Raw genomic sequence first — 25,668 nt, forward strand, 5'->3', positions numbered from 1 at the left:
GCGGATCCGGCAGGAGGGGTGGTCACACACTGGGCAGACCGGGCCGACCAGCGGAGTGCGGCGCGGAAGCATCGGGATGGGGCGAACGTCGTCCGAACGCCTGGGCGAGGGGATAAGGTTCTGCATCAGATCCTCTTTCCTTACATATGTCTGTGTTGGATTTGCGGGGATTCAGGGCCCAGGGCGAGCGCTGCAACGCTTTCCTGGGCCCGTCTCATGTCACTGACATGTCAGTCGTCGGTGGAGGTGTTCCACTGGCTTCCGGTCAGGTCGTAGGCCAGGTAGAACCACACCATGCGGAACTCCGCGTTGCCGTTGTCACCCCACTCCGAGGCGAAGGCGTTCACCATCGCCAGCCCGCGCCCGGACTCGGCCGACAGGTTCAGCCCGTCCGGCTTGGGCACTAGGCGGGCGTCCTTCGTTGCCAACCCGCCCCGGTCCCGGCAGGCCAGGTGCAACCCGGTGCGGTGACGGTGAACGAGAAGGCTGTAGCCATCCCCGGGCTGACCGGACAGCGTGTGGCGGATGGCGTTGTTGGCGAGCTCGGATCCGAGCAGGGTGAACAGGTAGCGGTAGTCGGTTTCCTTGGCGGCGGCGCAGGTGTCCAGGAACGCCCGCACCAGCGGCATGAAGGCCGGAATCCCGGCGAAGTTGTAGCGGCGCATCCGGTAATTCGGCCGCTCGGGCAGGCCGGAGAAGTAGTGGCGGTAGGCGGGCCGGACGAAGCTGATCAGAGGCACGGTGACCTCGCCCAGATCGGGCATCGGGGCGTTTGCGGGCATGACGAACACACTCCTTGGCACAAACCTTGAGTCCAGAAGCCAGCAGCCAAGCGCCCACGAACTTTCACGTTGTGCCCTTGCTGCGACACACAGCGCTGTACTGTTGCTTCATGATCTTGAGAGTCAAGATTGATTTTCAATATAGGATGTCAATCCCATCTTCGCCAGCGTTTCACGCAGCTGGCTAGCCAGGTTTTTCTGAGACCGGAAGGCGCAGGGGTGTCTCGACTAACGCACGGTCGACGCACGCAAAATAGACAAGGTGGTGCAAATGGGATCAAGTCCGACCGTGTGGCGGCGTTGGCTCGCTCACGAATTGAAACGCCTGCGTATGGAAGCAGGCCTCAGCCGTAAGGACGTCGCGGCCAAGCTTCGATGCACTCCGGGCAAGCTCCACTACATCGAAACCGCTGTGGTCGCTCCGCGTGCACGCGACCTGGAGGAGATCCTCTTCGACCTCTACCAGGTCCCCCAAGACCGCCGAGAGCACTATCTGCAAGCCGCCCGCAACGCGCGCAAGCGGGGATGGTGGGAAAAACAGGATGACAGCGTCACGGTGCCCAAGTGGTTCTCGTTGTACCTGGGGCTGGAGCAGGGCGCATCTGAAATCTATGCCTGGGAGACCCAGCTCGTCCCAGGTCTGCTGCAGACTCGCGCGTACGCGACTGCTCTCAATGAGAGCGGCACCGCCGAGCTCAGCGAGGAAGAGGTCCGCGCTCGCGTGGACATCCGCATGTCACGGCAGCAAATCCTCGACGGAGAAGAGCCCATACGGTTCTGGGCCGTGATTGACGAAGCCGCCCTACACAGGAACGTGGGCGGTTCCGAAGTTATGCATGAACAGATAACACATCTCTTGGAAGCATCCCAGCACCCGAAGGTGACCCTCCAGATCCTCCCTCAGCCAAGCGGGGCACATACGGGCATGGCTGGCAGCTTCTCCATCCTGGGCTTCCCCGCCTCCGTCGATCCGGGCGTCATCTACATCGAGTACCGCACGGGCTCGGTCTACCTGGAGCAGCCATCAGAGATCAAAGAACACCAGATAGCGTTTGAACATCTGAGGCTGGCGGCCCTCAAGCCCAGCCCATCGCGTCTTCGACTCCAGAAGATCATGGAGGACTACTCATGACCGAGAGCCCAACTGGTGCCAGCTTCCAGCCCGCTTGGCGCAAAAGCAGCTATAGCGCTGACACCGGTGGGAACTGCGTGGAGGTCGCCCACATCCCCAACGGCTTCCGGAAGAGCAGCTACAGCGCTCAGGGACAGGAGTGTGTCGAGGTCGCCGACCTCCCCTGTGGCGCGGCCGTCCGCGACTCCAAGCACCCCGCCGCCGGGCACCTCCCCTTCCCCGCCGCCGAGTGGTCCACCTTCCTCTCGGCGGCCCGCTCCCGGTAGAGACACTGGCACCCGCTGCGGCCGTCCTCCCGGCCGCAGCGGAACGCGCACCAACCCGACGACGCCCTCCCACCTGCGTCTGTGGCACAGTGTCGGCGATCGCGGCACCAGCCAGCCGCCACGCACCCTGGGAGGGAAACTATGGCGATCTTCGCCGTCACCTACACCTACGCCCCCGACAGCGCCGCCGCGCGCGACGAGCACCGCCCCGCGCACCGCGAGTACCTGGCCGCGCAGGACGCCAACCTCTGCTCCGGCCCCTTCGGCCCCGAGGACGCCCCCGGCGCCCTCCTCCTCTTCCGCGCCGACTCCCGCGATGAGGCCGTCGCCCTGACCGAGAAGGACCCCTTCCGCGTCCAGGGCCTGGTCTCCGAGGTGGACGTCAAGGAGTGGTCCCCGGTGCTGGGCCCGCTCGCCGAGCACTTCTGAGGAAGCACCGCGGGCCGGGACGGAGGNTCGCCCTCCGTCCCGGCCCGCGTCATGTGCGGCCCCGGGTGTCACCCCTCGGCGAGACCGTTGTCCCTCATCCACCGGGGATCGGGCTCGACCATCTGGAGCACCTCCACGAAGAGCCCCTCGGGGCCCGAGACCTGGAAGCGGCGCTGCCCCCACGGCTCGCTGACCAGCGGCAGCACGATCTCCAGCCCCGCCTCGCGCAGACGCTTCTCCTCCGCGTCCACGTCCGGAACCAGGAAGGCGATGAGGGTCCCCGCCACGGCTTTGCCCCTCAGCGCGTCGGGCCAGGACTCGTGGTCGCGGTGGACGAAGTCCAACGACAGGTTCCTGTGCTGCGCGTTCTGGGTGTTCACGTACCAGCCGAGGTCGACGTTGACGGTGAAACCGAAGTGCTCGGCGAACCACTCGGCGCTGGCGCGCGGGTCGTCGCAGAGCACGGCCAGACCAACGAGTTCGATGTTCACGGTGCCTCCCGAGGGTTCGCTTCCTACCACTACAAGCAAAGTACTACGCTTGGAGTGGTTATGACAAGCACGTATCCCACGTACGACGAAAGATGTGGTCAGAAGACATGCGGCAGAACCCCGAACGCAGGCGCGCCCTGCTGGACGCGGCCATCGACGTCCTCGCCGAGGAGGGCGCGCGCGGGCTCACCTTCCGCGCGGTGGACACCCGGGCCGAGGTACCCAGGGGGACCGCGTCGAACTACTTCGCCAACCGTGCCGAACTCCTGCTCCAGGCGGGCGCGCACGTCCACGTGCGGCTCGCCCCGACCGAGGAGTTCATGGCGCGGTTCCAGGAAGCGACGCCCACACGCGAGCAGACCCGCCTGGGGATGCGCGACCTGTTGCGGCGGGTGGAGGCCAACCGCAACGGCTACCTCGCCCTGCTGGAACTGCGCCTGGAGGCCAACCGCCACCCGGGCATCCGCGAGGAGCTCACCCGCACCATCCACAGCACCCTGGAGGAGAACGTCCGTCACCACCTGGAGGGCGGCTTCCCCGGCGACCGCGACACCGTGGTCACGCTCTACCTGGCGATGACCGGCCTGTTCGTGGAGCACCTGACCCTGCCCGAGGTGCTCGCCGACGACGGCGCGGAGTCCCTGGTGGACCGGATGACGCACATCATCGTTCCCGGGTACCCCTCCCCCTGACCCCTGGCCACGGGCGGGCCGCGCGGCCCGCCCGTCGGGGGCCTCGCACACGTGCTATACGATAATGATTATCGTTTTCTACCAAGGGAGAACGCCCCGATGGATCCGACAACCACCATGCCCGTGGTCGTGGTCTCCGGACTGCACCGCCACGCGCGCGGACGGACCGTGGACGATCTGCTGGCGGAGGTACCGGGTTCCCTGGCCCTCCACCACGACCTCGACGGCATCGCCGAGAGCGTCGTCCACCGCGTCACCCGCGACCGCTGGGGGCCCGTGGACCACAGCCGTGTCCACCTGGAACACCTGTGCGCGTCCTGCACCCTGCGCGAGGACCTCGTCCCCGCGCTGCTGCGACTGGCCGACCGGGGCGAGTACACCCTGTGCGTGGTGGAGACCTGGGACGGGATCGAACCCCGGCAGGTCGCCGAGGCCGTCGCCGCCCAGGAGGCCCTGCGGCTGGCCGCCGTCGTCACCGCCGTGGACACCGAGCGCCTGCTGCCGGACCTGTCCGGCCACGACGACCTGCACGACCGGGACCTGACCACCGTGGTGGAGGACGAGCGCACGGTCGCCGAGGTCCTCAACCACCAGGTCGAGTACCCGACGGCGGTCACCCTGCACGGTGTGCGCCACCTCGACGAGGCCCGCGCCCTGGTGGAACACCTCAACCCCGCCGCCGTGGTCGTTCCGGCCGGTGGCGGGCTCGCGGACCTGACGCACGGCCGCTTCGACCCCGAGACGGCCGCGCAGCGGCTCAACCCCGCCTGGGCGCACTACACCGAGCGCACCGACGGGCGGGTGAGCACCGTGACCTGGACCCGCAGGCGCCCGCTGCATCCGGTACGGCTGCATGAGGCGCTGGAGCGGATCGTCTCCGCCGGACTACGCGGACGGGGGCGGATCTGGCTGGCCAGCCGACCGGACACGCTGTTGGTGTGGGACGCCTACAACGACGCCCTGCTTCTGGAGAGCGGCGGCCCCTGGCTGGGCGCCCTGCCCGAGGCCGCGGTGGAGATGGTCTCCGAGACCCGCCGCGTCTCCGCGCTCCTGGACTGGGACCCGGTGCTCGGCGACCGGATCCAGCACCTGGCGTTCACGGGAATGGACCTGGACGCCGGGCGTCTGGTGTCCCTGCTGGACTCGTGCCTGCTCACCGAGGACGAGTCGGGGCGGCCCCTGCACTCCGATCCCTTCGCCGACGCCCTGTAGAACACGACGGAAAGGGGCCCCGCGCGGTGCGCGCGGGGCCCGTGGACGGTCTGCGGCGGGGCGACCCGGATCAGTGCCGGGCGCCGTGGGCGTGGTCGCCGGGGACGTCGTGCCCGGTCCGCTGCCCGGAGTCGGTCCGCCCGTACGCGTCCTGGTCCGGCTGGTTGGCCTGGTGGAAGGCCCGCTGCGCCTGTTCCTGGCGCTCCCAGAGCACGAAGCGCTCGCTCTCGCCGACCGCCATGGTGGCCAGCCACACGGCGATGGCGACGTCGTCGGCCAGGCCGAGGAGCGGGATGAACAGTTCGGGAACGAAGTCGACCGGAGAGAGGATGTAGGCCACCAGCACGAGCATGCCGAGCAGTTTGCCCGTGCTCAGCTCGGGGTAGCGTCCGCGCAGCTTGGCGCCGATCATCCGCGGAACGGCCTTGGCGCGCTGCCAGACGGACACGTCGCCGTCGGTGTTCTGGATGACCCGCCAGGCGGCGGCTCCGGCGGCGGCGCGGTTTGCCTTGCGCATCGTTGGTCTCCTCGATGAGGACGTGGCTTCTCAAGATATGACGCGAAACCTCTCTGAATCGTTCCCGTCCGACGGCGGCCCAACCGCGCACGTGACCGGCCTGACACCGCGCCCGTCCTCTCCGGGGCGCGGGCCCCGCGCCCCGGAAGGGTTGTCCACAGTCCGGAGAGGGCACTGGTGGGACGGGGAGCGGCGGGGCATCCTTGGGTAGGGAAGGACGGAAGACGCCAAACGACACCGGGAGGCCTTTCACCCCCACCACACGACACGGAGCCCATACGATGCGAAAACACCCACATGCCGGCCTGTCCATGCTTTGGCCACATGCGGCCACCACGGACGCCGCCTCCCCTGACAGGCGGTGACGCACACGGACACGATCCGATCCCTTCGGCCAGCGAGGAGCTCCGCCACCCGAGTCACCTCCGCCGGACCGACGTACCCGAACCCCTCCACCACCTCACACCCCGCGCCCAATGGCGACAAATGCGAGGTCTCCCGCGCTCAGCCACACATTCGTTACGATGCGTCCGAGTGCCACCTTCGCAAGGCCGCTCAGCCGTCTCGCCCCCAGTGCGCAGAACTGATGGAGCTTGCCCAGTGTCCAGAGCCCTACCCCGGTCGGCGACGACCGTCGCCCTGTTGGCGGATATCCCCAGCACGGGCCACGTGGGCGAGGCCGGGGCCCACCGGTTCGCGTTGCGGGGGGAGGGCGTCGGCGAGCGCAGCGCCGCGTTCGTCGCCTTCGCCAGGGAGCAGACCAACGCGGGCCGCAAGGTCGTGGCCCTCTACCCCACGTGGCGGTCCTCGGACGCCGAGCGCGCGGTCAACTTCGCCCGCGGCGCGATGCGCACCGACCACATCACCGGAATCAGCGTCGACCTGTCCCCCCTGGCCCTGTCCCTGATCGCCGACCAACTCGCCTACCTCGCCCCCTACCTGCCGCCGGGGATGGTCGCCGCGCTCTGCGACGAACTACCACGGCACCTGCTCGCGGGGGCCTGGCTCAGAACCGTCTCCGGCCTGTCCACCATCCCGACCTCGATGCGCCAGCACGTGGGCTCCTACGCCCCGTCCGTGTCCTTCCTCGCCTACTGCGCGCCCACCCACCAGGTGGGGCGCCTGCGTTCGGCCGACGTCAGCCGCACACTGCCCTTCCGGCCCGTGCAGCCGATCCAGCTGCTGTGTTCCACTCCCGACCCGAGCATCACCGGGACCTTCGACGACCACCTTCCACAGGCCATCCAACCCGTGGCGACCCGCACCCTGCCCGCCCAGCCGCTCGGCCCCGAGTACTGGGGAACCGTCAAGTACGTGGAGTTCGTGGCGCTGAGCGCCCACCCGCAGGCCCTGGCCTACGCGGCCGGTTCCATCCGCGCCTCCGCCTGCTCCTGGTGCGGCGAACCCATGTCGGCCCGGCACTGCCCCTTCTGTTCGGCCACCGCGGCCCGGGCCTCCGCCCGGCGCTCCACTCCCCGACCCGCACCCCGACCCTCCGACGGACACGGCACGCACGGAGCGCACCCCTCCGACAGGGCCACCGACCGCTCACCCGGCGGCGTCGCCGGTCCCCCACCCGAACAGGCTCCACCCCGCCCGGAAGCGGGCCACGCGCCGGGGCCTCCTCCACCACCGCCCACCGACCGCCCGGAGGGGCCGCCGTTCGCGGGCCGCGCACCCTGGCCCGACGCGCCCCGGACCTACTCCCGTTAGGGAGCACCACCACGCCCCCGAAGCGAGCGGACGGCCCGCGACGACACTGGAAACGGAAAAAGCAACCCAATGAACCCCCGTCAGCGACGCGGCGTCCTGCTCATGGTCGTTGCCGCTATCGGCGCCGTCGCCGTGTTCGCCTCCGTGTTCACCTACCTCAACGGTCAGCGCGAACGCCTCGGCGACTTCGCGACCGTCCTGCGGCTGACCGAACCCGTGGACGCCTACCAGCCCATCGGCGAGGAGACCGTGGAGCGGGTCGAGGTGCCGAGCATGTACTTCGACCCGGAGGTCTTCCTCAGCGACCTGTCCGAGGTCGAGGTCCCTGCCGACCAGCAGCTCGTCGCCGCCTCCCACCTGGAGCCGGGCGTGTACCTCCAGCACGGCATGGTGCGCCCCGAGCCCACCCTCACCACGGGTGAGCGGGAGATCGCCATCATGGTCAACGCCGAGACCGGTGTGGCGGGCAAGGTGCGGCGCGGGTCGTTCGTGGACATCTACGGCACCTTCCCGGCGGTCGACCACGGCGAGGCGTGCGCGGTACGTGTCATCACCGAGGTGGAGGTACTCGACATCGGTGAGCTGCGCACCCGGGAGGACGAGGGCGGCGGCGTGTCCGGGGTGGTCCCGGTGACCTTCCGCCTGGAACCGCAGACGGCACTGCGACTGGCCTACGCGGAGGAGTTCTCCACGGGGCTCAGACTGGCCCTGGTGAGCGCCGACGGCGGCGGTACGCCCGGCGGAGCCGAGTTCTGCGGCGGGGACTTCGCCGATCTCGTCGGCGGCGGATCGACCGACGACGCGTCGGCACCGAACGAGGGCGGGACGGCCGACCAGCGGCGCGTTCCGCATGGGGGGTAAGCGTTGAACTTCCGTGTCCTGGCGGGTATGCCCACCTCCGAGTCGGAGATGGTGCTCGCCGCGCGCTTCGAGGATCTGGGCAACGCGGACCTGCTGGCCTCCAGGCCCACCACGTCGGCGCTGATCGACGCGGCCGGGGAGTTCCCCGAGCTCGACGTGGTCCTCATCCACCAGGACCTGGGTCCGGCGCCGGTGTTCGAGGCCATCCGCGACCTGTCCCACCGCCACCCGCAGGTGGCGATCCTGCTGGTCTCCCCCACGATGGACCCCGACACGTTCACCGGGGCCATGGAGGCCGGTGCGCGCGGGGTGATCCCCCACGACTGCGGGGTCGCCGACCTGGAGAGCCGTATCACCAGGGCCGCCGAGTGGTCGCGGACGCTGCGCCGCCACCTGGAGTCGGCCTCCATGGACCTGCCCGCGACGGGTGTGCGGGGCCGGATCGTGGCGGTCAGCGGCGCCAAGGGCGGCGTGGGCACCACCACGTGCGCGGTGCACCTGGCGATGGCCGCCGCCGCGGAACGCGTGGTGTGCCTGGTGGACCTGGACCTCCAGACGGGTGACCTGCCCGCGTTCCTCAACCTGCGGCACCGGCGCTCCATCAGCGACCTGGTGGAGGCCGGGGACGACATCACCCCCGGGATGCTCTCGGAGACCCTGTACGTGGACCCGCGCGGCCCGCACGTGCTGCTCGCCCCCGAACACGGGGAACGCGGTGAGGACGTCAACGCGAGCGCCACCCGGCGGGTGCTGAGCGCGCTGCGCTCCCGGTACGAACTGGTGGTGGTGGACTGCGGGTCCACCATGAACGAGGCCACCGCGATGGCGGTCGAGCTGGCCGACAGCGCGATCGTCACCGTCACTCCGGACGTGCCCGCGATGCGCGGCGCCCAGCGCCTGATGGCCATGTGGGAGCGGTTGCAGGTGCGCTCGCACGAGGACGTGTACTCGCTGGTCACCCGGCACAGCCGCAAGAACGAGATCCAGCCCGACTTCCTCCAGCAGCTGCTGGGCACCCGGGTGCTGCGCACACCGGTCCCGGCCAACTACCGGGCGCTGGAGCCCGGGGAGAACAACGGTGATCCGACCAAGGTGACCGACGAGGGGCTGCGCCGGGCCTTCGCGCGGCTGGCCGGGGAGCTGGACCTGCTGCGCCCGCCCGCGCAGCGGGGCAACCCCGGCCCGGGGGGCTCGTCCACCCCGCCCGGGGGTCTGGGCGGTCTCGCCTCCCGCTCCGGCATGCGCGGCACGGGCCCCTCCACCCGTGACGTGTCCGGTTTCCTGAACGCGTCGGGCCCCAACCCGTCCCACTCGGCGGGCAACGGGCACGCTCCCGCTCCGCCGGTGGGTCCGCCCTTCGGCGGGCGTCCGGGATCCGGCCCGCAGAGGGGCGGAGGGGGCTTCGGTGGGTTCGGTGGCTGAGTCCGTCCTCCGCCGGAGGCCCCGGAGCCTGCGGCGCCGCGGCTCCTCCCTCCGCGGCGACCGGGGCGGGGTCATCGTGGAGTTCGCCGCCTCGGTGCCGTTCCTGATGTTGGCCCTGGCGCTGGTGTGGCAGGTGTTGCTGCTCGGCATCACCGCCATGTACGCCTCGCACGGTGCCGCGGAGGCCGCCCGGCAGGCCGCCGTGACCCCCGACGACATGGCGCTCGTGGACGAGGAGACCCGCAAACGCGTCCGGCCGCCGTGGAACGGCGAGGACGTGATGAACGTGGAGATCGTGGAGCGCGACGGAGCGCGCTACGCGCGTGTGGCCCTGGCCATGCCGATCTTCCTGCCGGGGGTCTCGGGCCCGTGGGACGTCACCGGCGAGGCCAGGGTGGTCACCGAGGTCGAACCCCGGGAGGAGGTGTCGCCGTGAGCACGGCGCCGGTCGGACGCGGTGGCCAGCCCCGCGACCGTGGGGAGGCGGCTCCGGGAGGTGCCCCAGGAGGGTCCGCACGGAAGAAGCGTGCCCCCGGTACCGGAACCCGGACCGCGGCGCGCCCCGGGTGGGCGATCGGCGTACTCCGCCCACGGTGCGGGGCCTTCCGCCGCGGGCCGCGGTGGCCGCTGGCGGGCGGCCGGTCCCGCCGGGACGGCGACCGGGGCGGCCCCCTGCTGGAGTTCGCCGCGATGTTCCCGATCCTGCTCATGGTCGCGGTGCTGGCGATCGAGGCCTTCCTGTCCTTCGTCGCGGTCGAGCGGCTGGAGTCGGCCGCCCGCGCCGGTGCCCGGGTGGCCGGGGCCGAACGTTTGGAGGGCGCCGAGGCCACCGCGCGGGAGTCGCTGCCGTCGTGGCTGGACGAGGCGACCGTCACCAGCGGGGGCAACGACCATGACGGTTTCTACGTGCAGGTCTCGCACCCGCTGCCGATCGTGTTTCCCTCGGCCGGTCTGGATCTGGCGTTGACCCGGCGCGTGGACATGCCCGATGTGTGAGGTGGGAGCGGTGCGCCGTTCCCGCCCAGGAACGAGGAGAGCGGGGCCATGGGCCTGAAGGACCGTCTGGAGGAGGACCGCGCCGTCGAGGGGCGCTCCGAGCGCGGCAGCGTCACGCACTGGCGTCGACGGCTGCTGGAGGAGATCAACCTGGAGGACCTCACCAGGCTGACCCTGGCCCAGCGCAGGGTCCGCCTGGAGAAGGTCGTGGGGCACATCCTGACCCGTGAGGGGCCGGTGCTGTCCGACCGGGAGCGCTCGGCGCTCATCCGCAGGGTCGTGGACGAGGCCCTCGGCCTGGGCGTGCTGGAACCCCTGCTGGCCGACGAGACCATCACCGAGATCATGGTGAACGGTCCCGACAACGTGTTCATCGAGCGCGGCGGCCGTATGCAGCGGGTGGACGCCACCTTCAACGGCGAGGAGCAGCTCTACCAGACCATCGACCGCATCGTGTCGCTGGTCAACCGCCGCGTGGACGAGTCCTCACCGATGGTGGACGCGCGTCTGCCCACCGGTGAGCGCGTCAACGTCATCATCCCGCCGCTGTCGCTGTCGGGCCCGGTCCTGACCATCCGGCGGTTCCCCAAGCCCTACCCGATCGACGAGCTGGTGCGGATGGGCAGCCTGGACGCGCCGACCGGCATCCTGCTGGCGGCGATGGTACGGGCCCGGTTCAACGTCGTGGTGTCCGGCGGTACCGGCACCGGTAAGACGACCTTCCTCAACGCGATGTCGGCGTTCGTGCCCTCCAGCGAGCGCATCGTCACCATCGAGGACTCGGCCGAGCTCCAGCTGATGCAGGACCACGTGGTGCGGCTGGAGTCCAGACCGCCCAACATCGAGGGGCGCGGCGAGATCGCCATCCGCGACCTGGTACGCAACGCGCTGCGCATGCGCCCGGACCGCATCATCGTCGGTGAGGTGCGCGGCTCCGAGACCATCGACATGCTCCAGGCCATGAACACCGGCCACGACGGCTCGCTGGTCACCGTGCACGCCAACTCGGCGGACGACGCCATCCACCGGTTGCAGACCCTGGCCACGCTGGGCGACGGCAACCTGCCCTACGACGCGATCCGCGACCAGATCAACAACGCGGTGGACGCCATCGTGCACCTGGGCCGCTGGCCGGACGGGTCACGGCGGGTCAACGAGATCGCGGTGGTCTCCTCGCGCCGTCGCGAGGAGTTCCGGCTGGACCCGGTGATGCGCTTCTCGGCGCTGCCCATGGGCCCCAACCGGGCCGTCGAGGGCGAGTTCCAGCACTTCCCGCTGCCCCGGCACATCGCCGGGCGGATCTACCACGTGGGCGAGGCCGTCCCCGCGTCCTTCGGGGTGGTCCCCGACGAGCGTCCGAGGAGCGGCTGGTGATCCCCCTCGCCGCGCCCCGGCGGGCGCACCCCCCGATCGGATTGGAGTTCCGGTGACCTGGCAGTTCGTGGCGATCCTCGGTGGCCTGGCCGTGGTGCTGGCGCTGGCGCTGTGGTCGCTGTGGGAGTTCGTGGCCAGCGCGCGGCACCGGCGGATGATCGCCGCGCGCAGCGCCCTGGACCAGGCCGAGTACGAGGCCTCCACGCCCATGGCGCGGCTGGACGCGTCGATCTACCGCACCCAGTGGGGCGGGCGGCTGTACCGCAGGATCGCCCGGTCGGGCGCGGAGGTGCGCCTGTCCACGTTCGTGCTCGCGCTGGTGGGCGGGTCGCTGGTGGCGGTCATCGTGGTCTGGCAGGTGCTGGCGCCGTTCTTCGGCCTGCTGGCGGCGGCCGGAGTGGCCTTCCTGTTCTTCTCCTACCTGAACCGGGCCGAGGCCAAGCGGCGCGAGGAGTTCACCGCCCAGCTGCCGGACCTGGCGCGGGTGCTGGGCAACGCGACCTCGGCGGGTCTGGCGCTGCCGACGGCCGTGGCGATGGCCGCCGACGAGCTCGACGGTCCCGCCGGTGAGGAGCTGGGGCGTATGGCCGAGTCGATGAAGCTGGGGGCCAGTTTCGAGGAGGCCGTCGCGGAACTGCGCGAACGCATGCCCTCCCGCGAGCTCGGGGTCCTGCTGTCCACGCTGGTGGTGGCCTCGCGTTCGGGCGGTTCCCTGGTCACGGCGCTGCGCAACATCTCCACCACCCTGGAGAACCGCAAGGAGACCCGGCGCGAGGTGCGGACCATCCTCAGCGAGACCACGAGCACCGTGTGGGCGCTGGGGTTCATGTCGGTGGGCGCCCTGTTCCTGATCAACGCCATCGAGCCGGGCATCATGCGCGTCATGACCACCTCCGTGGCGGGGGTGACGGTGCTGCTGGTGGTGGCCGCGCTGTTCGCCATCGGTTTCGTGCTGGTGTCCCGCATCACCAAGTTCGACCTGTGAGGACCTCCCCCGATGAACGCCTCCCTCCCCCTGGTGCCGCTCGCCGCCGCGCTGGCCAGCGCGCTGGTCGTGCTGGTGGCCTGCTACGGCCTGCACCTGTCCATGTCGCGGACGCGTGTGGGTGTCGGCGACCCGGTCGCCCGCCCTCCGCGGACCAGGTCCGACGGCACGTTCGTCCTGCACCGGATCACCGAGGCGATCGGGCGGCCGTTCGCGCGCTCCCTGGAGTCCTCGCTGAGCCAGCGCAGACGGGCCTCCATCGCCGAGCGCATCGAGGCCGCGGGGCGGCCTGAGGGGCTGACCACGGAGCGCTACCTGCGGCGCAAGGCCGGAGAGGTGCTGCTGTACGGCGCCGTGGGGCTGCTGATGCTCGCGGCGGGCAACCCCGTGATCGGGGTGGTGGTACTGGCGTTCATGGGGCTGACCGACCTGAGCCTGTACGTGCAGGGTCAGGAACGCGCCGACAGGGTGCAGTCGCAGCTGCCGGACTTCCTGGACGTGCTCGCGGTGACGGTGAGCGCCGGGATGTCCTTCCGTGCGGCGGTGGCCCGGGTGGCGGAGTCGATGCCGGGCGTGCTCTCCGACGAGTTCTCCCTGGCGCTCCAGCAGATGGACCTGGGCACCTCGCGCCGGGAGGCGTTCGACCTGCTGCGCCGACGCAACCGCAACGAGTCGCTGAGCAAGTTCGTGACCGCGATCCAGCAGGCGGAGGAGCTCGGCGCCCCGCTCAGCGACACCCTCGTCGCCATCAGCCAGGACATGCGGCGGGCCGACGCCCAGTACATGCGCCGCAAGGCCCAGCGGATGAATCCGAGGGTGACGATGGTGACCGCGGTGACCCTGCTGCCCGGCCTGCTCATCCTCATCGTGGGATCGATGTTCCTGGGCACCGAGGTCGACCTCGGCGTCATCCTGGGCGGCTGACGCGGACGGCCCCTCCCCCGGGGGATCGGGGGAGGGGCCGCTGGGGGGATGGACCGGGACGCCCTGACGGTGCGGGTACCGCGCGGAGCGTCCGTCGGGGGGAGGTGGTGGCCCGCCGAGGCGCGGAGCGCCCCGGCGGACGGTGGTGGGTGGGGCGGAGCCTCGGGGAGGGGCTGGCTAGCGCAGGGTGACCTGCCTGGTCGTCGAGCCGGTCGCACCGGTGGAGTCGGTGACGGTCAGCGTGACGGTGTAGGTCCCCGGCCCGTCGTAGAAGTGCCAGGTGGTGACGCCGGTGCCGGTGTAGCCGTCACCGAAGTCCCAGGAGTAGGACTCGATGGGGGCGTCGCCCGACTCGGAGGCGGAGGCGTCGAACTCGCAGAGGTAGAAGAAGGTGTAGCAGCCGCCGCTGAAGTCCGCGGTGGGAGCGGTGTGGTCGGGGGCGCCGACCGAGACCGTGGCCTCGGCGGTGTCGGTGCGTCCCGCGTCGTCGGTGACGGTGAGGGTCACGGTGTAGTCGCCCTCGGAGCCGTAGACGTGCTCCACCGTCGCGCCGCTGTCGCCTTGGCCGTCGCCGAAGTCCCAGTCCCAGCCGGTGATCTCGCCGTCGGAGGTGGACGCGGAGCCGTCGAAGGAGCAGGTCAGGGTGGTGTCGTCGCAGGAGTGGGCGATGTCGGCCACCGGACCCTCGGGCGGGGCGGTGTCACCGTCGGCGGGGAAGAGGGTCGTGTCGCTCACGTCCAGCAGCGGCTCGTGGTCGCCGTCGCCGGAGGTGTCGTTCCAGTCCAGGTTGCCCGCGCCGGTCAGGGTCTCGTACAGGGACATGACCCCGGCGCGGTCGGCGGGCTTGGCCGCGCCGGTGGAGAGCAGGGCCAGACCGCCCGCCGCGTGCGGAGAGGCCATGGAGGTGCCGCTCATGGTCTGGTACCCGCCGCCGGGAGCGGTGGAGAGGATGCAGGAACCGGGTGCGGCGAGGTCCACGATCGTGCCGTAGTTGGAGAAGTAGGACAGGGTGTCGTCGTCGTCACCGGTGCAGCCCAGGGTGCCGCCGTTCCCGCCCGGAGCGCCGTCGGAGTCGGCCATGGAGGAGACCGTCAGCACGTCGGGGTGGTTGGCGGGGAAGAAGTTGCCCGCGTCCATGGAGCTGTTGCCCGCCGCGACGGCGAAGGCCACGCCCGCGTCGACCGAGGAGGTGATGGCCTGGCTGAGGGCCTGGTCGGTGCAGCCCTGGCAGCCCAGGCTCATGTTGGCCACGGCGATCTGGTCGGCGTTGGCGGCCACGTAGTCCACGCCCGCGGCGATTCCGGCCAGGGAGCCGCTGCCGCTGGAGTTGAGGACCTGCACGTTCCAGATGTCGGCGCCGGGGGCCATGCCCACCACGCCCTCGCCGTTGTCGACGGCGGCGATGCTGCCCGCGACGTGGGTGCCGTGGCCGTTGCCGTCGGTACCCGTGACGGAGACGCAGGTGCCGCTGGTGCAGTCGACCGAGTTGGCGACGTTGAGGTCGGGGTGGCTGGCGTCCACGCCGGTGTCCAGGACGGCCACGGCGACGTCGGGCACGTAGTCCTCCTGGCCGTTGACGGCCAGGTTGGGGTTGTCGGGAGCGAAGGTGCGGGCGATGCCGTCGGGGACGTCCTGCTCGAAGGTGTGGAGGACCTGGTCCTCCTGGACGAAGTCCACGTCCGAGTCCTGGAGCAGTTCGGCGGCCTCGGCGGCGGTCATCTCGGCCGCGTAGCCGGTCAACGCGTGCTCGTAGACGCTGCTGGGGTCGTCGTCGTGGCGTTCCGCGACGTTCTCCGGGGAGGCGTCCTCGTCCAGGACGACGATGTAGGTGCGTTCGGTGGTGTCCGCGGTGTCGAGGAAGTCGGGGACCTCCTCGGCCAGTGCCGGTGGCGCCGCGAGCATGACGGGCAACAGGGCGGCGGCCGCCAGGGCCGTACCGATCTTGCGCATGATGCGAAGAACCCTTCGGGGGTGGGGGGACGGGGGATGTGAACGGGTGGCCACCCGGCACTCATCATGCGTCGCGGAGAGCGACGGAACCATACGTAGTGACCACGTAACTCCGCGACCGTGGGAGGAATACGTAGGCCGCTCTCCCGGAGGTCCGCTGGACACCGTGCCGCGGGCCACCCGCGGGAGGTGGCGGCCGGGAGGGCGGGAGGGCACACCGCCTCACCCGCCACCGGCCGCCACCGTGGCCCCCGGTCAGGCCGCGTTCGCGTCGTGCTATGAGGCGGCGGGCGGGAAGGGGATGGCGGCCAGGGTGGGGATCAGCTGGGACTCCTCGTAGTCGAGGTGGGCCTCCAGCTCCCGGGTCATCCGGTCCAGTTCCGCGCGGAAGCGCTCGGGATCGGCCGTGGTCAGGTCGGAGATGAGCGCCTCCAGTTCACCGCGGAGCCGGTCCACCGTGCGGTGCTCCTCCGCCAGTCGCCGCAGCGCCTCCTCCAGGTGCGGGGCCTGCTGTTCCAACGCCGGGAACATGCCGAACTCCTCACTGGAGTGGTGGAAGTGGAGGGACTCGCAGAAGGCCAGGCAGTGCTGGCGCAGCTGGAGGCTGAGTCCCAGCGGCGGCGGGCCGTCCCCCTCCGCCCCGGCGGTGCGCTCGGCGAGGTGGCTCTCGGCCTCGGTGCGCACGTGCGCGAGTTGGCCGCGCAGCCAGGTGTGGATCTCCACGAGCTTGTCGGCGAGGTTGGCGGCCTCGGTGGGCCCGTCCTCGTGGACGCGTTCCAGGGCGACCACCGGAAGGACGCGCTCGGTCCCGGCCTGGTAGTCGGCGTATCCGGAGTCCGCACGGACGAACTCGGCGAACAGGCGGTCGCGTTCGGCGCCCTCGGCGGGCACGGCGACGGCACCGAAGGTCTCGGTGCCCAACTCCACGTTCACCATGGGATGGGCGAGGACGTTGCGGTACCAGTCGGGGTGGCGGTCCGAGCCGCCCGCGGAACCGACGACCAGGACGCGGCCGTCGACACGGACGAATCCGAGCGGGGTGGTGTGCTCGCGACCGGAGCGGGCGCCGACGGTGGTGAGCAGCAGCAGGTCGCCGCCCTCGAACATGCCGCCGACGCGACCTCCGTTGGCGCGGAACTCCTCCACGACGGGGACGTTGAAGTCGCTGACGTGGGGCTCGGGTCGGATGTGCGGGTTTTCGGTCACGGGTTCTCCTTCGAGTGTGTTGGTCATGAACGCGACCATCCCCGAAGGCACCCGCGACGGCCCGGGCGCGGGCGCGCGGGCTGCGGGTGGACGTGACAGGGAAACCCGGGTGCGGACGGGTGACCGAAAAGGGTTCCGGGGAGGTCGCGGCGGATGTCGGCGCGTGCGGGCGCGGCTCAGGCCGGCGCCGTCGTCACGGCTAGGCGCGATCCATGATGTGTGTACTCACGGTGCACTCCCCGGATGTCTCAAGGTGCCTCCATACCTACCGACCGGCCCACTTCTCTTGGTCGGTGGCACGCGACACGGGGGCGAAACTACACCATCGGGTGCGGGGACGCCAGGGGGACGACGCGCACGGGCACGGCGCACACGCCCGGGCCGTGGCGCGGATCCTCGGGAGGCGACGCCCCGACGGCGGAGGGAGGGGGATCGCGGAGGCGTCCGGCCGGGAGGTCGGGCCCTCTCCGGCACACCGCCGGCGTTGCCCGCCAGCGCGCTGGTGACCGGATACGTCACCGGTGCGACTGGCGTGCTCCGCCCCCGGAGGATCTCGTACTTATGGCGAGCCTCGACGGTCGAAGCCCGCTACGGGTACGGGACCACGGCGAAGAAGGCGTGCCGGTGCGCCTTTCCGGTCACCGCGTCAGGCGTCGCTGGGGGCGGGCTCTTCCTCGACCAGCACGTCACGGCACGACAGGACCGACTCCAGCAGGCCGGGGAAACGCCCCTCCAGCTCCTCGTCGCGCAGCGAGATGAAACACCGTGTCCCCTCGGTCCGGTTCTGCACCAGACCGGCGTTGCGCAGGATCTTCAGGTGGTGGCTCAGGGTCGACTGGGCGATGGGCAGGTCGATGTCCTTCCAGGCCCGCTCGCCCTCCATGGCGGCGAGCATGCGCACGATCCGCAGACGGGTCGGCTCGGCCAGCGCGGCGAGAACCGTGACCAGTTCCACCTCGTGGAGGGCGGGGTGCGCGTGCTCCCTGGGAGCCAAGGCGTTCCTCCTCGTACGGGGGCCTGGCCGGGACCAGACGGAATTTGGCTCGTGGACAGTCGGAAGTGTACCTTCGTATTTCGATGTTCGTCGAACATCGAACGCGCAGGCCAAGCCGGGGACGCGGGTCCCCCCGCCCCGGCCTCGCCGCCGGACCCGCCACGCAGCAGGGGGAAGAGGACCACCATGTCCGACGTCGCGTTGTCGGTGCTCGACCACGCCAGCATCGCCGAGGGGTCCACCCCCGGCGAAGCGCTCCGCTCCGCACGGGAGCTCGCCCAGCACGCGGAACGGCAGGGCTACAACCGCTTCTGGCTCTCCGAGCACCACAACATGCAGGCCATCGCGAGCGCGGCCACGTCCGTCTCGCTGGGGTTCATCGCCGAGGGGACCTCCACCATCCGGGTCGGCGCGGGCGGCGTCATGCTGCCCAACCACTCGCCGCTGGTGATCGCCGAGCAGTTCGGCACGCTGGAGTCGCTCTACCCGGGCCGGGTCGACCTGGGCCTGGGGCGTGCGCCGGGCACCGACCCCCGCACGATGATGGCGCTGCGCCGTGACCACAGCGCTTCGGCGACGTTCCCGAACGACGTGCAGGAACTCCAGGCCTACTTCGAGCCGGCCGAACCCGGGCAGCCCGTCCGCGCGGTACCGGGTGAGGGACTGCGGGTGCCGCTGTGGATCCTGGGTTCCAGCCTCTTCGGCGCCCAGCTCGCAGCCCAGCTCGGCCTTCCCTACGCGTTCGCGTCGCACTTCGCCCCGGACGCGCTGTACGAGGCGTTGAAGGCCTACCGGGCGGGTTTCCGCCCCTCGGAGCAGCTGGAGAAGCCGTACGCCATGGCCGGGGTGAACGCCTTCGTCGCCGACACCGACGAGGAGGCCCGGTACCTGTTCACGACCATGCAGCAGGCGTTCCTCGGCACTCTGCGCGGGGCGCGGGGGCGTCTGCGTCCTCCGGTGGAGAGCCTGGACACCGCGTGGCGTCCGGGAGAGAAGGAACGACTGGAGCACATGCTTCGTTACTCGTTCGTGGGCTCCCCGGAGACAGTCCGCCGCAAGCTCGAACTGTTCGTCGCTGACACGGGCGTGGACGAGCTGATGGTGTCGTCGATGATCTACGATCAGCAGGCTCGCCTGCGTTCGTTCGGGCTGTTGGCGGAACTGGCCGACCTGAAGCGTCCGCGTCAGGGCTGATCCCACCTCCCGGGCCGGGAGACGGTCAAGGGTGGCGGTGCCGACTGTAGGCAGGCAGCGGCTCCGCCTTCCCGGCACGGGCACGCCGGGCGGGGTTTGCGTAGAACCCCGCCCGGCGTTCGTCGTTCCCGGGCACGGGAAGCGGTGCTGGGGGTGTTCAGCCGCCACCACCGCCGTCGCCGCCTCCTCCACCACCGAAACCGCCACCGAAACCGCCACCGGAACCTCCGTCGCCCGAGCCGCCGCCGAAGCCACCACCGGAGTCCCCTCCGTCCCCGGAGAGACCGAAGCCTCCCCATCCGTCTCCTCCGGAGGAGGTCAGGCCCTGGCAGAGGTCAGCGAACGCACACAGCACCTCCAAGGTGACGGAGTCGGATTCCGTCTCGCTGGCGCTGTCAGTGTCACCTCCGTGAATGATGCTGACGGAGCGGTCATGGTCGTCCTTCGCGGAACGCCGGGCTGGGGCTGCCCTGCGCAGAGATCGAAAACCGGTGACGGCCGTGCGGCGAATCGCGTGGTCGAGGCTCATCCCGTCAGCGGAACGCGGACCGGTGGGCGGGGGCAGGGGGGTGTGGGCGCCGTACCTCTCCCGCGCCGCTCCCACCACGGCGTTCCCGGCGGGGGTGTTGGGGCGGGGCGAGGCGCCTCCGGTCACCGCCGTGGCGGCCCGCGCGGCGCTCAGGGTCGTCAGGGCGCCCAGCCCTCCCACGATGAGGACGAGGGGCGTGGGGCCCGGGTCCACGAAGAAGAACAGGAGCACGTCAACGGCGACGGTCAGGAGGAGGACCGTCGACAGCGGACGGACCACCTTGAGGGCCTTCTCGCGAGTTGACAGGGCTTGACTGAGTCCGGGGGAGTCCACGATCAGGCCGGAGCTCGCGAGATTGGTGCGCAGCTGGTCCATGCCACGACCGGTGATGATCCGGCCCAGGATCTCGCGGGCGCTGGTACCGGACTCCGTCCTGGTGGTCTTCACCAGTTCCCGACGTACGGGGTCCTTCTCGTGCACGTGGTGACGGGAGGGGCCGACAAGGGTGAGGAGGCCATCGGAGTCCTGGCGGATACGGCCGTGCAGGAAGGCGTCCATGATCGCCGTCTCCCCCACACGGACCGGACCACCGGAGAGCAGTGCCAGCTCGTTCGGGGTCAGTTCTTCGGGGTCCGGCGGAGGCTGGGGGGCGGGCTCGGATCGGCGGAGCTCCGCCTTGAGAGCGAAGCCACCGCGCAGGATGGCCAGGGGTGGGACGGCTCCGACCACCAGCCCCACGACCAGGGATATCACCAGTGTAAGGAGCATACTGATGTCCACGCCGTTTCTTCGTCCTTCCGCTGGGGTGGGGGTTCGGGGTTCTGGTTCTGTTCGTGGAACAGAGGTGGAAGGTGAGACGCTGTACAGCGGCCCGGGGTTCTGTTCACATGGTGTTCTTCCAGAAGCCACATGAGCACCCCAGGCCTCCTTGGCCACTATGGAAACAGAGGCGTCACCCGGGCCAGGCGTGATACTCATCCATGGCGTGACCTGGTATTTCTCGCCCGACCATGGCGTCCTGATAACGCGCGTGCCATCATGGTGACTCGCCGACCACCAAACGTCACCCCATCGGCGAGGAAGCGTGACCGCGCATCAACCCGAACACCGGCTTTCACCTGGGCGCTCGTCCTGCCCTGTGGATAACGTGTGGTCTCGGGTTCCATGGGGCATCCTGAAGAAAGATGGCCACATCCGGTCAGAAGGCGGGATGGCGTCGGTGTTCGTGTCGGATAGTGGGACTCCGTGAGCACGCGCCACCCACCCACGAACCCCCGGCGGCTCCAGGTTGGAGTCGCCCGCCCAAGGGCCACAGAGATGTGGTGTTGTAAGACCCCTCCCTCAAGGAGTTAGCCCCGTGAATAGCTTGACCAGGCTCTGGGTGACGCTGAGCACCTTCCTCGTACCAGCCTCCAAGAAGGAGGACAAGGGCGCCGGGATCGTTGAGTACGCCGCGATCCTCATTCTCGTTGCGGCAGTAGCTGTCGCAATCTTCTCACTAAACGTACCCACTCTTATCAGCGATTCAATCGGAAGTTCGATTGATGACATCCTCAGCAGCGAACCGTAAGAACCGAAAACCGCCAACCCAGAGAAAAACAGAACCCCGTTGAACAAACTAAAATAGAAACGGGAAGAAAGTGCTTTCAAAGGATCTCACTTCCCGCATGAAGAAAAGCACCATAACATCAGGCGCAGCCCTGACTTCCTTGGCGGTCCTCCTCACTTCTGGGTGCGTAGTCAACTCGAATACCCCCTCAACTCCAGGAGAAGAAGGGCAATCCCTTTCAACTCCATCCACACCACCTTCGGAAAATCCTGAACAACCTAATGCAATCGCAAGCAGCGTCACCACATCAACAAACCTTGGCAGCAAACTTCAAATTGACATATACGCGCTAGAGAGGCTCGAAAACGATCTACTGAGACTACGCCTAGGAATCACCAATAGTTCTAGTGATAGCTACCGTCTTTACCGGGGCCTAGGCCAAGAAGGAGACAAGTACACTGCAAGTGCAGTGAGCCTAATTGACTCTGAGAATCAGCAAAGGTACCTTAGCTTTAATCTAAGCAATGGCAAGTGCTTTTGCCTCTCCTTAGGAGGTGCCCTTGGCAGTGGCGAGACTGGTGAAATTTGGGTTATGTACCCAGCACCCCCGGAGCAAGTAACATCGATGACAATCGTTACGCCCCTAGCGCCACCCATGCTTGATATCCCAATCACAGATTCACCGGAGGAAGTGGACATCCCTGGCCTTGCAGAACCAGAGATTCTAGACCTAACGATGATCTCTGATGGCCTTGAAGACAATACTGGGCGTACAGAAAATAACGAAGAAGTCAGCATCATACTCTCCTCTGACGTTCTGTTTGAAACTAATAGTGCAGATCTCAGTCCAGAAGCACAGGAGATATTGGAGCAGGTCGCCACCGAGATTGACAGCGCAACTTCCTCCGTTGTGAACATCGATGGGCACGCAGACAATACTGGCAGCGATTCAATCAACATCCTCCTATCCCAGGATCGAGCAGAGGCAGTAGAGTCAGCTCTGAGTGAATTGATTACGAGAAGAGATATTTCCTTCGAGGTCGAGGGGCACGGGTCAAGAAATCCCATTGCCAACAACGAAACCGAGGAAGGCCGGGAAAGAAATCGCCGAGTCAGCGTCACGTTCGAGAAGCAGTGAAAGGACAGAGTGAAGAAAATTTCTCATAGACTTGTCCTTATCACACTGGCTGCCATCACTGCGTCTGCCATGGCGACCGGCGTTAGTGCAGCCACGCCTTATCCGCAGGCTGAAAACCTCGACATCCTTGGTGCCGTCGAAGGAAGAAGCAACCGGTCCACAGGCCTTACGGCCGAAGTACACCAGGCAGAAAGGAACCAATCCGGAAATCTTCTTTCCATAACATGGAGTATTTCCAACTCCGGCGATGAACGAGTGGTTCTAACATGGATGGATGACCGCTCATACGCCTATGAGGGCCCTTACTTCTCGGGGGTGACTGCAGTAAGCTCAGATGGCAATACACGCTATCACCCTGTTATGGATGGCATGGGTGCATGTCTTTGCTCAGGAAACCTTTCAGGTGACTTCGTTCAAAGAGTTGAGCCTGATGAGAAGATCGCTTACTGGTCCCTCTTCTCCGTCCCTGACGACATGGACACCGTGACCATCGAAATTCCTGAGTTCGATCCCATCGAGGACGTCCCGATCTCCTGACTTCTCCTTCCTCCTCAGCCCCCACCGCGCAGATCCGTAGGAGACGGCGTTGCCCACCCCCCACCACCCCGCTCTCGGAGACACCCGACGGCCCTCCCCCACCGGGCCGCCCGGGCGGCCCGACGAGCGCAACGGTCCGCCGCGCTTCCGGCACCGGGTCGGTGGCGCCCTCCGCCGCCTGGTCCCCGCCGCGAGGGCCGCGAGCGACCGGGGAGCGGCGTTCGTCGAGCTGGCGGCGGTCACCGTGCTGGCCGCGGCGATCATGGTCGCGGTCTACCAACTCGAACTCAGCCAGGCCTTCAACGACGGGGTCAGACAGATGGTCTGCCTGGTCCAGGGGCCCGACTGCGATGACGAGACCTGGGTGGAGGCCGACCGGCCCGAGGAACCCGAGACCTACGACTGGGGCGGCGGCAACTCCACCGCCCTGGAGAACGAGGCGCTCGCCCTGGACATGGCCGCGGACCACGGCTGGACCGAGAACGAGTGGCAGTGCCTGAGCAACCTGTGGAACGTCGTCTCCCAGTGGGACCACACGTTCATCAACTCCCAGACCGGTGACAACGGCATCTCGGGGTTCAACCCGGCCAGACACGGCGCCATGCCCGAGGGGTTCCGCGGCAGCCCGTCGGTCCAGATCTCCTGGGGCCTGGACTACATCGACGAGACCTACGGGGCGCCCTGCGCCGCCTGGGCCCAGTGGGAGAGCACCGGCACCTACTGAGCTCCGTCCGGCCCGCTTCCTCCCTGTCTCCGGCGGCCCGCGCGCGACCTGCGACGAAGACCTTCCACGGGCTTTCGACAGCCCGTCCTCCCTACACGAGTGCCGCTCACGGAAGCTCGAGAGGCTTCTGCGCGTCGTGTTAAGGTTCCGCAAAACACCCACAGAAATTGGCAAATCTCAGGGTCTTACCGGACATAAAGGGCATTTCCCCTCCGGAACGTTCATACCCTGATCGTTCGCGCACCTGCTCATGGGGCTGGTGAGGACGACGGACACCGTTGCCGTCTCGTGGGGGGCACGGGTCGGCACTGATCACACGGGGGTTCAGTGAAGATCGCCTATCTGATCAACGACATGTACGGCATCGGCGGGACCGTCCGCACCGTCGCCAACCAGGCCGCGGCACTCTCCGCCCGGCACGAGGTCGAGATCGTCTCGGTGTTCCGGCACCGCGCGGAACCCGTTCTGCCCGTACCCGCGCAGGTACGCCTGCGTCCGCTCGTGGACGTCCGCGACCACGACAGCGCCGACGGCACCGGCACCGACGGCCGCCCGCTGTACGAGGGATCGGAACGGGCCGGTCTGCCCCCGCTGCTCTTCCCACCCGAGGACGCACGCGGCCCCACGCACAGCCGCCTGACCGACGACCGGCTGGAGGAGTACCTGGCCACCACCGACGCCGACGTGGTCGTGGGCACACGCCCCGGTCTGAACGTCGTGATCGCCCGGGCCGCGCCGAGCCGGGTACTGAAGGTCGGCCAGGAACACCTGACCTACGACCAGCACTCCGAGCCGCTGCGCCGGGTGATGGAGATCGAGTACCCCAACCTGGACGCCTTCGTGACGGTCACCGAGGCCGACGCCCGCACCTACCGCGAGCGCATGCCGATGCCGAACGTGCGCGTGCTCTCCATCCCGAACTCGGTGCCCGCGCCGTCGTTCACCGCGAACGGGCACAACAGCCGCACGGTCGTGTCCGCCGGAAGACTGGCCCCCAGCAAGCGGCACGACCTCCTGGTGCAGGCCTTCTCCATGGTCAGCGACGACTTCCCCGACTGGACCCTGCGGATCTACGGGCGCGGCAACCGGCGCGCGGCCCTGAACCGGCTGGTGAACTCGCTGGGGCTCCAGGACCGCGTGTGGCTGATGGGCGCGCACCCGCGCGTGGAGGAGGCCTGGGCACAGGGGGCGTTCGCGGCGGTGACCTCCAGCGAGGAACCGTTCGGGATGACGATCGTGGAGGCCATGCGCTCGGGGCTGCCGGTGGTGAGCACCGACTGTCCCCACGGCCCCGCGTCGATCATCCGTAACGGGGAGGACGGCCTGCTGGTGCCGAACAAGTCCGCCGCGGGGATCGCCGACGGGCTGGCCACGCTGATGGGTGACGACGAACTCCGCCGCCGGATGTCCTCCGCCGCCCTGGCGGACTCCGAGCGCTTCGACCCGGCCAACGTCATGCTGATGCACGAGGAGCTGTTCGCCGACGGGCTGGGCCACACACCGCCGCCTCCGGAGGCCGCGGTGCCCGCACCGCGCACGGCCGGATCGTCCGCCGCCTGCACGGTGCGCGTCGACGCGGACGGGATCGCGGTGCTGTCCTTCACCGATCCTCCCGATCGTGTGGTGCTGGCCCGACCGAGGACGAGGGTGGAGCTCAAACCCGACGAGACCGGCGACGTGGTCGTGGACGTCTCCCGTGAGCAGCTGGCCGCGCTCACGTGGGACGTGCTGCGGATCGACGGCGACCAGGAGACACCGGTCCATGACGTGGAGATCCGCCAGTACGGCTTCCCGCTGGACGCCGACCGGGTCGATCGCCTCGCCCTGGTGGTTCCCGCCCGCTCCGGGAAGGGGCGCCTGGTCCTGCACGTGCGGCGGTCCGAGCACCACGCCGAGGTGGAGCACGTGGAGTCGGCCGACGGGCTGATCACCGTCCAGGGCAGGCTGCTCGGCCCCGACGCTCCCGACCCCCGAGCCCGCCTGACGGCGCGGCTGCGCACCTCTCCCGAGTCCCGGCGCGAGTTCTCCGCGCCGGTGGCGGGCGACGGCCA

26 protein-coding genes (1 of these 26 only partly in view) are annotated in these 25,668 nt (G+C 69.0%); 19 read left to right on the plus strand and 7 right to left on the minus strand.

Annotated elements, in window-relative coordinates; translation table 11 throughout:
• Window positions 1-230: 230 nt before the first annotated feature.
• On the minus strand, window positions 231-782 hold the full coding sequence (locus D455_RS0106590; protein WP_026122381.1) for an ATP-binding protein: 552 nt from the start codon (window positions 780-782) through the stop codon (window positions 231-233).
• A gap of 271 nt (window positions 783-1,053) precedes the next feature.
• Here D455_RS0106590 and D455_RS0106595 point away from each other — a divergent pair, with 271 nt between their 5' ends.
• The 3 genes from D455_RS0106595 to D455_RS0106605 all read left to right on the plus strand — a co-directional run bounded on the left by D455_RS0106595 (window position 1,054) and on the right by D455_RS0106605 (window position 2,609).
• Window positions 1,054-1,914 (plus strand): helix-turn-helix domain-containing protein, encoded by an 861-nt coding sequence (locus D455_RS0106595; RefSeq protein WP_040684577.1) that lies wholly within the window; start codon window positions 1,054-1,056, stop codon window positions 1,912-1,914.
• Window positions 1,911-2,180: a DUF397 domain-containing protein gene (locus tag D455_RS0106600; RefSeq protein ID WP_051064585.1), complete on the plus strand. Its 270-nt coding sequence runs from the start codon at window positions 1,911-1,913 to the stop codon at window positions 2,178-2,180. Before D455_RS0106595 ends, D455_RS0106600 begins: the two co-directional genes overlap by 4 nt.
• Before the next feature lie 141 nt (window positions 2,181-2,321).
• Window positions 2,322-2,609 carry a YciI family protein gene (locus D455_RS0106605; protein WP_017569964.1) on the plus strand — a complete coding sequence of 96 codons (288 nt, stop codon included), beginning with the start codon at window positions 2,322-2,324 and terminating at the stop codon, window positions 2,607-2,609.
• 68 nt (window positions 2,610-2,677) lie between these two features.
• Here the strand turns inward: D455_RS0106605 and D455_RS0106610 are convergent, their stop codons facing one another.
• On the minus strand, window positions 2,678-3,100 hold the full coding sequence (locus tag D455_RS0106610; RefSeq protein ID WP_017569965.1) for a VOC family protein: 423 nt from the start codon (window positions 3,098-3,100) through the stop codon (window positions 2,678-2,680).
• Between the two features lie 107 nt (window positions 3,101-3,207).
• Between D455_RS0106610 and D455_RS0106615 the strand changes: the two genes are divergently transcribed.
• Entirely contained in the window at window positions 3,208-3,792 is a 585-nt protein-coding gene (locus tag D455_RS0106615; RefSeq protein ID WP_017569966.1) for a TetR/AcrR family transcriptional regulator, read from the plus strand.
• A gap of 117 nt (window positions 3,793-3,909) precedes the next feature.
• Window positions 3,910-5,004 carry a CobW family GTP-binding protein gene (locus D455_RS0106620; RefSeq protein WP_026122383.1) on the plus strand — a complete coding sequence of 365 codons (1,095 nt, stop codon included), beginning with the start codon at window positions 3,910-3,912 and terminating at the stop codon, window positions 5,002-5,004.
• Window positions 5,005-5,074: 70 nt separating this feature from the next.
• On the opposite strand, the gene D455_RS0106625 is transcribed toward D455_RS0106620, so the two are convergent.
• Window positions 5,075-5,521: a YkvA family protein gene (locus tag D455_RS0106625; RefSeq protein WP_017569968.1), complete on the minus strand. Its 447-nt coding sequence runs from the start codon at window positions 5,519-5,521 to the stop codon at window positions 5,075-5,077.
• A gap of 642 nt (window positions 5,522-6,163) precedes the next feature.
• Between D455_RS0106625 and D455_RS0106630 the strand changes: the two genes are divergently transcribed.
• The 8 genes from D455_RS0106630 to D455_RS0106665 all read left to right on the plus strand — a co-directional run bounded on the left by D455_RS0106630 (window position 6,164) and on the right by D455_RS0106665 (window position 13,796).
• Window positions 6,164-7,234: a hypothetical protein gene (locus tag D455_RS0106630; RefSeq protein ID WP_017569969.1), complete on the plus strand. Its 1,071-nt coding sequence runs from the start codon at window positions 6,164-6,166 to the stop codon at window positions 7,232-7,234.
• A 69-nt stretch (window positions 7,235-7,303) separates the two neighbouring features.
• Window positions 7,304-8,095, plus strand: a complete 792-nt coding sequence (locus tag D455_RS0106635) for an RcpC/CpaB family pilus assembly protein (RefSeq protein ID WP_017569970.1) — start codon at window positions 7,304-7,306, stop codon at window positions 8,093-8,095.
• A gap of 3 nt (window positions 8,096-8,098) precedes the next feature.
• Entirely contained in the window at window positions 8,099-9,517 is a 1,419-nt protein-coding gene (locus D455_RS0106640) for an AAA family ATPase (RefSeq protein ID WP_017569971.1), read from the plus strand.
• A gap of 76 nt (window positions 9,518-9,593) precedes the next feature.
• Window positions 9,594-9,953 carry a hypothetical protein gene (locus D455_RS29485; RefSeq protein ID WP_040684583.1) on the plus strand — a complete coding sequence of 120 codons (360 nt, stop codon included), beginning with the start codon at window positions 9,594-9,596 and terminating at the stop codon, window positions 9,951-9,953.
• Between the two features lie 137 nt (window positions 9,954-10,090).
• The gene (locus tag D455_RS0106650; RefSeq protein WP_040684585.1) at window positions 10,091-10,513 is read left to right on the plus strand and encodes a TadE/TadG family type IV pilus assembly protein; all 423 of its coding nucleotides are present in this window, start codon (window positions 10,091-10,093) and stop codon (window positions 10,511-10,513) included.
• A gap of 48 nt (window positions 10,514-10,561) precedes the next feature.
• Window positions 10,562-11,887 (plus strand): CpaF family protein, encoded by a 1,326-nt coding sequence (locus D455_RS0106655; protein ID WP_017569974.1) that lies wholly within the window; start codon window positions 10,562-10,564, stop codon window positions 11,885-11,887.
• A 52-nt stretch (window positions 11,888-11,939) separates the two neighbouring features.
• A complete protein-coding gene (locus D455_RS0106660; RefSeq protein WP_017569975.1) occupies window positions 11,940-12,872 on the plus strand; it encodes a type II secretion system F family protein in 933 nt (310 codons plus the stop codon).
• Window positions 12,873-12,884: 12 nt separating this feature from the next.
• Window positions 12,885-13,796: a type II secretion system F family protein gene (locus tag D455_RS0106665; protein WP_017569976.1), complete on the plus strand. Its 912-nt coding sequence runs from the start codon at window positions 12,885-12,887 to the stop codon at window positions 13,794-13,796.
• 177 nt (window positions 13,797-13,973) lie between these two features.
• Here D455_RS0106665 and D455_RS0106675 read toward each other — a convergent pair whose 3' ends face one another.
• From D455_RS0106675 to D455_RS0106685, 3 genes are all read right to left on the minus strand, one after another.
• A complete protein-coding gene (locus D455_RS0106675; protein WP_017569977.1) occupies window positions 13,974-15,746 on the minus strand; it encodes a S8 family serine peptidase in 1,773 nt (590 codons plus the stop codon).
• Between the two features lie 276 nt (window positions 15,747-16,022).
• On the minus strand, window positions 16,023-16,952 hold the full coding sequence (locus D455_RS0106680) for a nitroreductase/quinone reductase family protein (protein ID WP_026122385.1): 930 nt from the start codon (window positions 16,950-16,952) through the stop codon (window positions 16,023-16,025).
• A 646-nt stretch (window positions 16,953-17,598) separates the two neighbouring features.
• On the minus strand, window positions 17,599-17,946 hold the full coding sequence (locus D455_RS0106685; RefSeq protein WP_017569979.1) for an ArsR/SmtB family transcription factor: 348 nt from the start codon (window positions 17,944-17,946) through the stop codon (window positions 17,599-17,601).
• A 186-nt stretch (window positions 17,947-18,132) separates the two neighbouring features.
• Between D455_RS0106685 and D455_RS0106690 the strand changes: the two genes are divergently transcribed.
• Window positions 18,133-19,140, plus strand: coding sequence for an LLM class flavin-dependent oxidoreductase (locus D455_RS0106690; protein ID WP_017569980.1), 1,008 nt, complete (start codon window positions 18,133-18,135; stop codon window positions 19,138-19,140).
• A 157-nt stretch (window positions 19,141-19,297) separates the two neighbouring features.
• Here the strand turns inward: D455_RS0106690 and D455_RS0106695 are convergent, their stop codons facing one another.
• Complete coding sequence (locus tag D455_RS0106695; protein WP_152487017.1) at window positions 19,298-20,437, minus strand: TIGR04222 domain-containing membrane protein; 1,140 nt, start codon at window positions 20,435-20,437, stop codon at window positions 19,298-19,300.
• Between the two features lie 589 nt (window positions 20,438-21,026).
• Between D455_RS0106695 and D455_RS0106700 the strand changes: the two genes are divergently transcribed.
• The 5 genes from D455_RS0106700 to D455_RS0106710 all read left to right on the plus strand — a co-directional run.
• On the plus strand, window positions 21,027-21,239 hold the full coding sequence (locus tag D455_RS0106700) for a hypothetical protein (RefSeq protein ID WP_026122386.1): 213 nt from the start codon (window positions 21,027-21,029) through the stop codon (window positions 21,237-21,239).
• Window positions 21,240-21,336: 97 nt separating this feature from the next.
• The gene (locus D455_RS32555; RefSeq protein WP_083922153.1) at window positions 21,337-22,356 is read left to right on the plus strand and encodes an OmpA family protein; all 1,020 of its coding nucleotides are present in this window, start codon (window positions 21,337-21,339) and stop codon (window positions 22,354-22,356) included.
• A gap of 9 nt (window positions 22,357-22,365) precedes the next feature.
• On the plus strand, window positions 22,366-22,893 hold the full coding sequence (locus tag D455_RS35150) for a hypothetical protein (RefSeq protein WP_241480186.1): 528 nt from the start codon (window positions 22,366-22,368) through the stop codon (window positions 22,891-22,893).
• A gap of 49 nt (window positions 22,894-22,942) precedes the next feature.
• The gene (locus D455_RS0106705; RefSeq protein WP_017569983.1) at window positions 22,943-23,617 is read left to right on the plus strand and encodes an aggregation-promoting factor C-terminal-like domain-containing protein; all 675 of its coding nucleotides are present in this window, start codon (window positions 22,943-22,945) and stop codon (window positions 23,615-23,617) included.
• 327 nt (window positions 23,618-23,944) lie between these two features.
• A protein-coding gene (locus tag D455_RS0106710; protein WP_017569984.1) for a glycosyltransferase family 4 protein crosses the window boundary here: on the plus strand, window positions 23,945-25,668 show its 5' portion. It continues 706 nt past the right edge of the window; only the first 1,724 of its 2,430 coding nucleotides appear in the window; the start codon lies at window positions 23,945-23,947; the stop codon falls past the right edge of the window.

Source organism: Nocardiopsis halotolerans DSM 44410, assembly GCF_000341065.1.
Taxonomy (GTDB): Bacteria; Actinomycetota; Actinomycetes; order Streptosporangiales; family Streptosporangiaceae; genus Nocardiopsis; species Nocardiopsis halotolerans.

Coding starts and splice junctions, on each gene's coding strand:
- D455_RS0106695 (WP_152487017.1), bottom strand. CDS start 20,437: ATGCTCCTTACACTGGTGATATCCCTGGTCGTGGGGCTGGTGGTCGGA.
- D455_RS0106605 (WP_017569964.1), top strand. CDS start 2,322: ATGGCGATCTTCGCCGTCACCTACACCTACGCCCCCGACAGCGCCGCC.
- D455_RS0106595 (WP_040684577.1), top strand. CDS start 1,054: ATGGGATCAAGTCCGACCGTGTGGCGGCGTTGGCTCGCTCACGAATTG.
- D455_RS0106665 (WP_017569976.1), top strand. CDS start 12,885: ATGAACGCCTCCCTCCCCCTGGTGCCGCTCGCCGCCGCGCTGGCCAGC.
- D455_RS0106620 (WP_026122383.1), top strand. CDS start 3,910: ATGCCCGTGGTCGTGGTCTCCGGACTGCACCGCCACGCGCGCGGACGG.
- D455_RS0106615 (WP_017569966.1), top strand. CDS start 3,208: ATGCGGCAGAACCCCGAACGCAGGCGCGCCCTGCTGGACGCGGCCATC.
- D455_RS0106635 (WP_017569970.1), top strand. CDS start 7,304: ATGAACCCCCGTCAGCGACGCGGCGTCCTGCTCATGGTCGTTGCCGCT.
- D455_RS0106655 (WP_017569974.1), top strand. CDS start 10,562: ATGGGCCTGAAGGACCGTCTGGAGGAGGACCGCGCCGTCGAGGGGCGC.
- D455_RS0106590 (WP_026122381.1), bottom strand. CDS start 782: ATGCCCGCAAACGCCCCGATGCCCGATCTGGGCGAGGTCACCGTGCCT.
- D455_RS32555 (WP_083922153.1), top strand. CDS start 21,337: ATGAAGAAAAGCACCATAACATCAGGCGCAGCCCTGACTTCCTTGGCG.
- D455_RS0106675 (WP_017569977.1), bottom strand. CDS start 15,746: ATGCGCAAGATCGGTACGGCCCTGGCGGCCGCCGCCCTGTTGCCCGTC.
- D455_RS0106625 (WP_017569968.1), bottom strand. CDS start 5,521: ATGCGCAAGGCAAACCGCGCCGCCGCCGGAGCCGCCGCCTGGCGGGTC.
- D455_RS0106600 (WP_051064585.1), top strand. CDS start 1,911: ATGACCGAGAGCCCAACTGGTGCCAGCTTCCAGCCCGCTTGGCGCAAA.
- D455_RS0106690 (WP_017569980.1), top strand. CDS start 18,133: ATGTCCGACGTCGCGTTGTCGGTGCTCGACCACGCCAGCATCGCCGAG.